8 protein-coding genes are annotated in these 10,162 nt (G+C 66.9%); 5 read left to right on the top strand and 3 right to left on the bottom strand.

The window, feature by feature from the left end; all coding sequences use genetic code 11:
* Positions 1–156 precede the first annotated feature (156 nt).
* Together ACWCQ6_RS34065 and ACWCQ6_RS34060 are read right to left on the bottom strand one after the other, a co-directional pair.
* Positions 157–3,159, bottom strand: a complete 3,003-nt coding sequence (locus ACWCQ6_RS34065) for a tetratricopeptide repeat protein (RefSeq protein WP_451095913.1) — start codon at positions 3,157–3,159, stop codon at positions 157–159.
* Positions 3,156–3,638 carry a hypothetical protein gene (locus ACWCQ6_RS34060; RefSeq protein ID WP_451095911.1) on the bottom strand — a complete coding sequence of 161 codons (483 nt, stop codon included), beginning with the start codon at positions 3,636–3,638 and terminating at the stop codon, positions 3,156–3,158. Before ACWCQ6_RS34060 ends, ACWCQ6_RS34065 begins: the two co-directional genes overlap by 4 nt.
* A 435-nt stretch (positions 3,639–4,073) precedes the next feature.
* Here ACWCQ6_RS34060 and ACWCQ6_RS34055 point away from each other — a divergent pair, with 435 nt between their 5' ends.
* The 3 genes from ACWCQ6_RS34055 (at position 4,074) to ACWCQ6_RS34045 (ending at position 5,972) form a co-directional block, all read left to right on the top strand.
* Positions 4,074–4,484 carry an IS3 family transposase gene (locus tag ACWCQ6_RS34055; RefSeq protein ID WP_451095909.1) on the top strand — a complete coding sequence of 137 codons (411 nt, stop codon included), beginning with the start codon at positions 4,074–4,076 and terminating at the stop codon, positions 4,482–4,484.
* Positions 4,485–4,536: 52 nt separating this feature from the next.
* Positions 4,537–4,992 (top strand): hypothetical protein, encoded by a 456-nt coding sequence (locus ACWCQ6_RS34050; protein ID WP_451095907.1) that lies wholly within the window; start codon positions 4,537–4,539, stop codon positions 4,990–4,992.
* 380 nt (positions 4,993–5,372) lie between these two features.
* Positions 5,373–5,972: a TIGR03086 family metal-binding protein gene (locus tag ACWCQ6_RS34045; protein ID WP_451095905.1), complete on the top strand. Its 600-nt coding sequence runs from the start codon at positions 5,373–5,375 to the stop codon at positions 5,970–5,972.
* Positions 5,973–6,316: 344 nt separating this feature from the next.
* Here the strand turns inward: ACWCQ6_RS34045 and ltrA are convergent, their stop codons facing one another.
* Entirely contained in the window at positions 6,317–7,711 is a 1,395-nt protein-coding gene (ltrA, locus tag ACWCQ6_RS34040; protein ID WP_451095902.1) for a group II intron reverse transcriptase/maturase, read from the bottom strand.
* A gap of 751 nt (positions 7,712–8,462) precedes the next feature.
* On the opposite strand from ltrA, the gene ACWCQ6_RS34035 reads away from it, so the two are divergent.
* Entirely contained in the window at positions 8,463–9,065 is a 603-nt protein-coding gene (locus ACWCQ6_RS34035; protein WP_451095900.1) for a C40 family peptidase, read from the top strand.
* A gap of 353 nt (positions 9,066–9,418) precedes the next feature.
* The gene (locus tag ACWCQ6_RS34030; RefSeq protein ID WP_451095898.1) at positions 9,419–9,886 is read left to right on the top strand and encodes a MarR family transcriptional regulator; all 468 of its coding nucleotides are present in this window, start codon (positions 9,419–9,421) and stop codon (positions 9,884–9,886) included.
* Positions 9,887–10,162: the final 276 nt, after the last annotated feature.

Below are 10,162 nucleotides of genomic sequence, written 5' to 3'. Positions count from 1 at the left end.
CCCGTCGAATACGAGACCAACTACTACCTCACCACCGCGAAACCCCAGGTCAAAACCACAATCTGAGATCTCTACCGAACCCGGGGCGGTTCAGGTTGCCGGGCCGTGCGGTCCGGCAACCTTCCGAGGCGCTGTGTGCCGCTCTGAGTAACGCGGTCAGTTTCGTGGTTCTTCTTCTGCCTTCCCGAGGTAATAGGCGTGGTGGTGGCGGGCTCGCAGGGTTTCGGGGTGGTCGGGGCCCAGGACGCGTGCCCGGTCCGCAGCGACCTCGGCAAACAACCTCGCCGCCTCCGCACGCTCACCCATCTGCCCAAGATTCCAGGCATGGCTGTAGCGAAACTCGAGGGTGTCGGGATGGTCAGGGCCCAGAACCCTCTCGCTGTCGGCAAGCAGCTGCTCCATCAGCTCGATGGCTTTCTCCTGTTGCCCTGCCCCCCAGTAGCAGTCGCTGAGGACACGACGGAGGATGAGCGTATTGGAGTGGTCGGCACCCTGGATGTGCTCCCAGTCCACCAATGCCTGAACACCCTGGGCAATGGCCTCATTTATGTTCCCCAGCTTCGCGTACGAGAAGGTGAGCACGTAGCGGAAATGTGAGGTAAGCATGTGGGCGCGGCCGAGGGCTGCCATCGCCGATTCTCCGATGCGTACAACGTCGTCGAACCGCTCCGCCTGGAAGTAGTCATAGGCGAGCTGGGTCCCTGCCATCAGGGTGAAAAGAGCGTTAGCGCCCAGTACGCGCGTGCAGTGCGCGACGACCTGTTCGTGGAGGCTGATCGCCTCTTCCAAGCGGCCGGCGCACATGTAGATGTCCGCAAGGCTGCTGCGGGCTCCCAGACTCTCTTGGTGGTCAGCCCCGAGGACGCGCTCGTAGTCAGCGACCAGCCCTTCCCCCAACATGACCGCCTCCGCCACGCGGTCGGCGTTCTTGTAGCAGTCGGCGAGCTTGGCCCGGGCCTTGAGGGTGTGGGGATGGTCGGCGCCCAGGTGTCGCACGCAGTCGGCAACCGCTACCTCAAGGAGGGCGACTGCGGCCTCCTTCTGCCCACCGTCCCGGTATGTGCTGGCCAATTCCACGCGCGCGGTCACGGTGCCGGGGTGGACGGTGCCGAAGACCCGCTCCTGGTCACGGACGACCCGTTCCTGAAGGACGATCGCATCCTGCGTCCGCCCCGCCATGACGTAGTATGCGCTCAGGTTCGTGCGGGCGCTCAGCGTGTGCGGGTCGTCGCCGCCCAGCGCACGCTCGCAGTCCGCTACGAGGGCCTCCTGGAGGCGCACTGCCTCGTCGAGGCGCGAGGTCAACATGAGACTCCCGGCGAGCAAATCGCGGTATTCCAGCGTGTCGAGGTGGTCGGGGCCCAGCATGTGTGCCGATTCGGCGGCCACCTGTTCCAGGAGGGACACCGCTTCGCCTGGCCGTCGCTGCATTGCGTAGCAGGTGGCGAGGTAGCCACGGCTCTTGAGCGTCTGGGGATGGCTTCGCCCCAGGACGCGCTCGCGGGCCTGGGCCGCGCGAGCGAGCACCGCCTCGGCGGACTGCACCTCACCCTCGAAAAGTCGGCAGGCGCCCAAATCGTTGAGGCTCTCCAGGGTGTCGGGGTGGTCGGCTCCTAGCAGTCGCGTGCGGTCGGCGACGACCCCGTCCAGGAGCCTCAGGGCCCGGTGAGACTCCCCGCCTTCCATGAGGGCCCCCGCCATGCGGTGCCGTGCGTGGAGTGCTTCAGGCGTGTCAGGCGGGAGCGAGCGCTCGTACACGTGCAGGATGCCCTCCCACAGCGGCAGCGCCTGGTCATCCAGGTCCAGCTCGTGGAGGCGTTCGGCGGTTTCGAGGTACAACGGCAGGGCGGGAGCGTCGTCGTAGCCGTCCGGCACCGTAGAGACCAGCACCAGGAGGTGGGACAGGCACAGATCCCACGTCGCCTGCGGTGCCGGGCTCTCCGCACCCTCGGGGTACAGGGCGTGGCGCAGGACGCGGGTTGCCTCGGCGCGCCCCCGCGCAGCGGGCAGGATCGTCAGCGACAGCCCGGCGGGATCCGGAGTGCGGCGCAGGGTGAGCTGCAGGAGGCGGTGGATGCGCACCACAGGGCCGGTCAGGTGGACGAGGTTGTAGGTCGCGAGGACGCCCAGGGCTTTGTTCAGTGTGCGTCCGTCGGGGCACAGCGGGGTGAGCAGTCCGCGTGGGCAGTCGTCGGGGGACAGCCAGGCCAGGGCATACAGCAGAGTGATCGCCGTGTCGCTCTGTTCCTCGATGGCGGCTAGGGTCACGTTCCACACCCGTGCGATGGTGCGCTCGGGGTCGATGCCGGAAGCGGCCTCGTCGAGCATCAGCCCCAGGTCGTTGTAGAAAGAGACCAGGGTCGTCCCGGTCTGCCGCAGATAGGCGCCAGCTTGATGAAGGGCGAGTGGCAGGTTGCCCAGGGCGGTGGCCAGCGCGCGGGCGTCGGCGTACTGCGGGCTGCGGCGGTCGGGGGACTCGCCGCAGGCAAGTTCGTAGAGAAGGTCGGCCGCCGAGGTGTCGTCGAGCACGTCCAGGCCGACGGCCCGGGCGCTGGACCAGCCATGGGCGCGGCGGCTGGTGATCAGATGGTGGCCGCCGGTCAGCCCGCCGAGGTACGGTTCGGCGTCGCGTGGTTCGTCCACGTTGTCGAAAATGAGCAACCATCCGGGGTGCCACTGCAGCCAGACACTTGCCCAGGCCACCCGCGCCTCCACACCGACGCCGGCTGCCCACTGGGGGTGCAGGTACGCAGCGAGGGCGGCCAGGGAGGCGTCGATCTGCGCCAGGGAGTCCGCGTTGATCCACCAGATCAGGCTGTAATGCTCCCGGTTGCGGTGCGCGTAATGCACGGCGAGGGTGCTCTTGCCGATACCGCCCATGCCGTGCACCACGTGGGAGCGGGTCTGCTCCACACCCTCGTACGGCCTGAACAGCTCGCACAGCTTTGTCAGTTGGGCGTCGCGGCCAACGAACGCCCGATCCGGCGGGTACGGCAGGTTCCCACAGTGCGGAGGCGCGCTGACCTCCTTCGCGCTCTGGAGGTCCTGCTGTGTCAGCACGGTGACGCTGACGTGGTCACCGGTGTTGGCGAACCCTGAAAGCGCATCGGCCGCAATAGACCGGGCCCCGGAGGCATGGTGCGCGCCCGAGGCGTTCATGACGAGGTCGGGTCTGTCGTGTGACCGCCGTGAACCGTGATGCGGGCTCCGTCACCTGTGCTGACGACGCCGGTGATTTCGCCGCCGACGGCCACCGACCGCTCCCCGGACGCGGTGACCGTTCGTGGGGCGCTCGCGAGCAGATTTCTCAACTCCTCGGCAAGTTGCGGATCTTCGCTCATCGCGTGCCTAAGCTGCACGCGCAGGGCCGCAACTCCGTCGTCGGCGGCAGGCCCGGTCGTCACCGCGTCCTCGACGGCCTGCTGCAGCATGGCGCGGCGCGTCGGTGAGATGCGGTTCCAGACCCTGAGAAGGATTTGCCGTCCGGCGTTCACCGCCGCATCGGCGGCGGCGTCCTCGGCCCGGGAGAAGACGTTGGCGCCGTAAGCGGCGAGCGCGGCGGCCACGTACGGGCCCATCTGATCGACTGCCTGGACGATCTCAGTTTCCACATCCGCTCCCTGCGAATCGACACCCATACGTACCCCGAAGGGACATCACATGCGCCTGGTTCGGTTCCGGGACTCGTCGGGGCTGTGGTGTACACCGCCGCCGACGACCCCGCCAGCTGACCGACCTGGCGCATCTACTTCATCACATCGACGCCCTTGTGCTGGTCGACGTACCGCCACCGACCGCCCGCTCTCAGCGTCGGCCGTGGCGGGGATTTCCGACATGCGAAGGGCCAGCTTCCCAGATTCGGGAGGCTGGCCCTCGCAGTCGATGCCCCTACGTTGTGGCGGGCTGGAACGAGATCAGCTGGCAGGGACGGTCTCTGGCTGTCTCTGTGTTTTATGAGCAGGTCCAGCATCTTGTTGAGCTCGTCTGACGGCATCTTGTGGATCAGGTGCTGTGCCGCGTACGCGCCGTCCTCGTAGGGGAATCGTCTCGGTTGCTGCCTCTCAGCACTGGCCGTGGATTCGGTGGCGGTGGCCCCGGCTCGCGGCCCGGATACGCAAGGCCCACCGGGACTCCGACGGCACTTACGGAGAGTCACCGCCGAGCTCCGCGACGAGGGCGGTCAGACGGTCAATCACAAGCGCGTTGCCAGAATCATGCGGGCCATCGGCCTTCAGGGAGTGCGTCTGCGGCGCCGGCGCCGCACCACCGTCCCGGATGCGGCAGTGGTGAAGGCGCCGGACCTGACCGGCCGCGCCTTCCGCAAGCAGCGGCGGTTCATTCTCGCTCACATGCTCAGGCTAGCTGTCCGCAGCGCGTCCCCAACTTCACAGGTGAACGCGGTCTGCCGGGTCTCGGCGAACTCGCCGCCGGCTGAATTCGGCCTCACCCGAAACACCTGGTGCTGTCCGCGCGGGCGCCCCTAACGTCGGACAGGTCGGCCTGAACCAGCCGATCGACCGTACAAAGGGGAAAGGCATGGCAATGCCTGGAAGTTCTGTACTCAAGCACGTCAGGTCCGCGGCCGCTGTGGTGGCTATCGCGACCGCCACCACCCTGGCAGGCCCGGCGCCCAGCGCGAGCGCGGGCGGTTCGTGCGACCCGGGTTGGTGCTCCCAGACCTGGAACGATAGTGGCAAGGGCTTCTACGCACTGAAGAACTGGTGCCTTGACTACACCGGCACCGGCGACGCCACCACCAAGAAACCCACCTGCGGAAACCAAAAGTGGAACTACCTCAAGGCGGGCGAGCGGACCAAGGGCACCCAGGACTGGGACGTCTTCCAGGTGAAGAAGGGACGCTGCTTCAAGGTCGACTTCGAGATCTCTTACGGGATGGACTACTCGATCACGTACAACCGCAAGAACAAGAAGACCATCTACGTCAAGGTCGCCAACGACGCCTTCGCGAAGGTCCGCAGCTCCACCTGCTGAACGCGGCGCGTGCACGGGCGTGCAGCAACCGCACGGGGCACTGTGAGCCACTCAAATCGCGGTGCCCTGCCGTATGCGGCTACGAAGCCGCCCTCGCCGCCGTGCGGTACACCGTGCCCGTGCACGCGTTGGGGACGGTCGCTGGGGCCTCCGGGGCGCCGGGCTGTGCTCGGTGGGTGAGCGAAACGCTGCCGTAACGTCGATCCGGCGGCAATCAGAGTGACTCCCGCACTCATCGACAAACGACATCCGCAAGTGACGGCATTACTGGCTCAGTCCAGGAGACCCACCTTTCGGGCAAGTGGCCGGCGGGCGTGCCTCCGGGGCTCGGCGGCTGATTTCCGCCAGCACGTCGCCTTCTGCACTCCTACGCTGCGGCCATGTCATACCGCTTCGCTGGCATCATCGACCGCTATCTACTCTCCGGTTCCGAGTTCACCCGCAGGCTGCGCGCGGTACGGGCCGAGCAGTGGACGGCACCCACCCCCTGCGCAGAGTGGGACGTACACCACCTCGTCAACCACATGACCCGGGGAAACCTCAACTACGTCTCTCTGCTGGATGGCGGCTCGGCCGCCGACTTCCTCCGGCTCCGGGACAAGGACGCTCTGGGAAGCGATCCGGTAGGTGCCTACATCCGGTCGGTGCGGGAGTGCGCAGAGGCGTTCCGGAGGCCGGGCGCCCTCCAGCAGATTCTCGACTACCCTCTCGGCCCGGTGACCGGAGAACAGGCCCTCGCAGTCCGCACCACGGACGCGACCATTCACACCTGGGACCTGGCCCGAGCCGTCAACGCTCCCGAGAAGCTCGATCCGGAGCTCGTCGCCTGGATCGAAGAGCACCTCGCCGAAATTTACGCCGGCTTGGCGGAGTCACCTGTCTCCGCCGACACTACCCACCGCTTCTTCGCCGTCCCAGGGGCTCCACCCGTGGCCGGGGAGGCCCGCCAAGCCCGGTTGCTGCGTCTGTTGGGCCGCTGAGCGAAGGGAAAGGCGAGCTCGACCTTCGACATCTGCGGCATGACCAGCGCCTTTCATCAAGAGCATCCCGATGCTGCCCTGGCAAGAGCCGCCATGCCTCCCAAACTCAGGTTCTGGCTCAACTTCTGTGATGCCAGCCTGTCGATCGCAAGGACGGCGCGGCGGACGTGGGAAACCAGCAGGTCAGCGGGATCGCCGAGATTCGGGTACGAGCGGGAGCGCCGTACCACCGCTGAGTAGGCCCGGAGCGCGGTGCCGGGATTGCTCCCGGTCCGTTTCTCCGGACCTCTCGCCGAACCCGCCGTGCGTCTCTCAACGCAACGGGCTCTCCACGGTCTCTGCCGTCAGACGGGGTTCGCAGGCTGCCAAGGGGTGGGGATCGTGCTGGCCCGGTATCGATAACGGCTGACCGTCACTGATGCGATCCGGAACAGCTCAACCCCGTCCGCCTCGATCGGAAGCCACCGCCCGGTGGGGGTGGTGAACCGGCGGCGGACGTCGCCCCAACTCCATCGGTGACGTTCCCGCAGCATGCGGATAAGACGCCACCACACGAAGGCGTCGAGCTTGTCGAAGACATGCTTGGCGACAGCGTGCTTGAAGTAGTTGGCCCAACCGCGCATGATCTGAGTGAGTCTCTTCAGCACGGTGGCAAGATCCTGCTGCGATGTCCTGCCTGTCAGAGCACGGACCTTCGCCTTCAGCGACCGGATGGGCCGGTCGGCGATGAAGGTGTAGACGTGCCACTTGGTCGTGCCTCCCTTGCGTTTCCACTGGATGCGGAAGCCCAGGAAGTCGAACCCATCGCTCATGTGCACGATCTGGGTCTTGGCCTGCGACAGGCGCAGTCCCAGAGGTTCGAGCACGTGAGCGACTTCTTCGCGCAGTGCCGCGGTGTCGGCCTCGGTGCCGTGCACCAGGACGACGAAGTCGTCCGCGTAGCGGACGACCCGCCACGTGGGTTGACCTTTGCGGCGCCGGTAGGCGCGTTTGCCTTCGGTGGCCATCGCCCCGCCTGGTTCCCAGGGCCTGTGCAGGTGCTCGTCGAGCGCCGACAGGGCGATGTTCGCCAGCAGTGGGGACAGAATGCCGCCTTGCGGGGTGCCGGTCAGTGTCTCCTTGTTCTCGCCGAGTTCCGTGAGGATTCCGGCTTTGAGAAAGGCTTTGACCAGCGCCAGGACGCGTTTGTCCTTCACCCGGTGACGCACTCGGTCCATGAGAGCCGTGTGGTCGATCGAGTCGAAGCACGCCTCGATGTCCGCATCCAGCACCCAGCGGTATCCCCGGGTGCCGAAGTATTGGATCTCGGCGATCGCGTCCTGGGCCCGCCGTCGGGGCCGGAATCCGTAGGAGACCGGCTTGAAGTCGGCCTCGAAGATCGGTTCCAGCACCAGCTTCAGCGCCGCCTGAACGACCCGGTCCGCGATCGTCGGAATCCCGAGCTTGCGGACCTTCCCCGAGCCTCCCGGCTTGGGAATGCTGCGTTCCCGCACCGGCAAGGGACGGAACGTGCCGTCCTTGAGTGCGGCCCGCAGGTCGTTCAGGAATCCGGGAACACCGATCGACTCCTCGACGTCGGTGGCTGTCAGGCCGTCGACGCCGGGAGTCCGGGCTCCCCGGTTGCCCGCGACCCGGTCGAACGCCGCCAACAGCGTCGCCGGGTCGTGCACGAAGTTGAACAGGTCATCGAACCAGCGGCCGGGATCGGCCACCGTCCAACGGTGAAGCTTGGTCTGCATCTCCAGTACCCGGGCCCCAGGGCCCGGAGCTCCGCCATTCGGCGGGGCATCTTCCGGCATTGCAGCGTCCTTCCCTTCTCGATACCGCTGCCGCCCTTCCCCATGCAGCCGGCTCTCCCGGCCTCGGAGTACTACGGCGGCTCCGCCCCGTCCCCAACCGATCAGCGGTCGATGCGCTCAGCCCGGTCGGCCTGCTGGAGGCAGGTGATGAGGCGAGGCTTGGAACAGTTCCCGTGTTCACTGTGGTTCGCTCGATGAAGGAGGAGCCCGACTGTGTCCCTGCGGCATCGCCACGAGTACGCCGCAGGCTTTCCTCGTGGCCTCCCGGCCAGCTTTCGTAGACCGACCCAGGAGTTGTCAGACCACCCGAAAGGATGACCTGCATACGCACCACTTCCGGCCCTGATCCGCCAGGTTCGAGCCGGTGTCCCTTTAAGAGACGTAAAACGCCGGTTCCTCGCGTACTCCTCTCCATCACGCTTGCCGGACCCGCCCCATCTGGCAGTACTGGACACGTCCCGGCTTTGTCAGGGCCGCTCTCACCCTCCCCGGCATCACCCGGATCAGGCTGCCCTCAGCTTCAACCCGACTGCTGCGACAGCGGGTTGGTGCAGGTCTTCCACCTCCACTCGAACCAACAGCGCCTCACGGCGCAAACAGAAGTCGAGCCAGAGCCATTTCTCGTGAACATTCGCGTGCCCATCGACCTCCAGATGCTGCCCAAAGTGCCGGACAAACGCTGCTGCTGAAAGTGAACGAAGCCAACCGCCTGCCCGCCACCGGAGACAGCACAGGCGGTACGGCGACCGGCCGGGCCAGCGCCGTCGTCAACGCCGCGATGGCGCAGCGCGGCACCCCCTATGTGTGGGGCGGCGGCAGCACCACGGGCCCCGCCAAGGGCGGCTACGACTGCTCGGGCCTGATGCTCTACGCCTTCTACCAAGGCGCCCGGATCACGCTCCCCCGCACCTCCCAGCAGATGCGGCACTCCGACACCCGAGTCCCCCGCTCGCAGATCCGGCCCGGCGACGTTCCCGGGTGGGTGGCAACAGCGTTCCCTCTCCCGCATCCTCCGCGGCGGCGCAATCGTAAAGGGGCCCGGGGCAGCAGGCGCCCCGGGCCGACGGGGGAGCGAGAGATGGATCTGTATGCAGTGATGTCGTATCTGGGGGTGCCCGCTGTCGTGGGGGTGCCAGCCTTACGGGTGTGGCTGCGTTACCGGCTGCACCGGCGGGCGGTCGACCGGGCGGCGGTCCGGGATCTGCCGGAGCTGTTCCGCGCTTTCCGCGCGGACACCGAGGTGGCCGGGGACGCGGCTGGTCGGATGCCGCGGCGACGCGGGCGCGCGGCGTGAGCGGAGAGGCGGGCCCCTTCACCGCGGGGAGCCCGCAGGCCACACCCACCCGCCAACGTGACAGCGCCTCCAGGACGGTTCCGATGCCGTGATCACACTAGCCACCGGAAGATCATCCCACCTGTGACCAGGTGCTACAGGAAGCTTTCTAGCGACCCGATGGTCGTTCGACAGGGGTCAACGTCTCAAGTGCCCCCTCGGCCAGGGGCCGCAGGCAGAAGCTCCTCGTTCCCGCGCCGACGGCTACCGGGGAGATCACTCGCTTGACCTCAACCGCACTTGAGGTCCTACGTTCTTCGCATGACCTGCACGGTGTGCGGGCTCCACACTGAAGTATCTGGAGGGGACATTCCATGACGACCCAGCAGCTCTCCGATGCCGAAATCGCCAGCCAGCCCGCCGCGTACTGGACCGGTGTCGCCTACGAGGCGCTCATCGCGTACATCCGGGCCCGGCAGGCCGAAAAGGGCTACACCCAGCCCCAGTTCTGGCTGCTGCGCAACCTGTCGAAGAACGACATCTCGCCCGACGGAGAGGGGATGACCCTGCCCGAGCTGCGCCAGGCCATGACCTCCTACATCCGGCCCGAGGACGATCTGGCGGCGGAGGCCGAAGTGCTCCTGGAGCGCGGCTGGCTGACCCGGGACGCCGAGAACCGGCTGTGGCTCACCACACAGGGAGAACAGGCACGCGTCGACATGGCCAGTATCGCGCCCGCGATTGGAGCGGTCCTCCACGAGGGAATCGACGACGCGGACTACGTCACCACGGTGAAGGTGCTCCAGCGGCTGATCCGCAACGCGGGCGGGACGGCCGCCTGACAGGCCGCAAGCCCAGGGCACAGCGCCCCGGGCCCTGGCCAGTTCGTGGCAGGGTGGCCGTCGTCGTGGCGCAGCGGCGGCACCCCGCTGTCCCATCGAACTTGATAGACCAAGCACAGTGTCCGCTTCTCAAACACGTCCCGAGGCCGGACACCCAACCGATCTTTGCGGGACAGCCTTTAGGGCTTGCAGAGAATCAAGGTGTTGCTTCCCGCGCTGAAGCTCGTTGGTGTGGTATGCGCATCCCGAACGAGAATCGTGACCACCTCGCTGTGA

The sequence above is a fragment of the Streptomyces sp. NPDC001880 genome (assembly GCF_053594575.1).
This window is presented reverse-complemented; position numbering and strand designations above follow the sequence as displayed.

What these genes read in the sequence shown, in the direction of transcription:
- ACWCQ6_RS34030 (WP_451095898.1), top strand. Translation starts at nt 9,419, where the DNA reads ATGACGACCCAGCAGCTCTCCGATGCCGAAATCGCCAGCCAGCCCGCC.
- ACWCQ6_RS34065 (WP_451095913.1), bottom strand. Translation starts at nt 3,159, where the DNA reads ATGAACGCCTCGGGCGCGCACCATGCCTCCGGGGCCCGGTCTATTGCG.
- ltrA (WP_451095902.1), bottom strand. Translation starts at nt 7,711, where the DNA reads ATGCAGACCAAGCTTCACCGTTGGACGGTGGCCGATCCCGGCCGCTGG.
- ACWCQ6_RS34060 (WP_451095911.1), bottom strand. Translation starts at nt 3,638, where the DNA reads ATGGGTGTCGATTCGCAGGGAGCGGATGTGGAAACTGAGATCGTCCAG.
- ACWCQ6_RS34050 (WP_451095907.1), top strand. Translation starts at nt 4,537, where the DNA reads ATGGCAATGCCTGGAAGTTCTGTACTCAAGCACGTCAGGTCCGCGGCC.
- ACWCQ6_RS34045 (WP_451095905.1), top strand. Translation starts at nt 5,373, where the DNA reads ATGTCATACCGCTTCGCTGGCATCATCGACCGCTATCTACTCTCCGGT.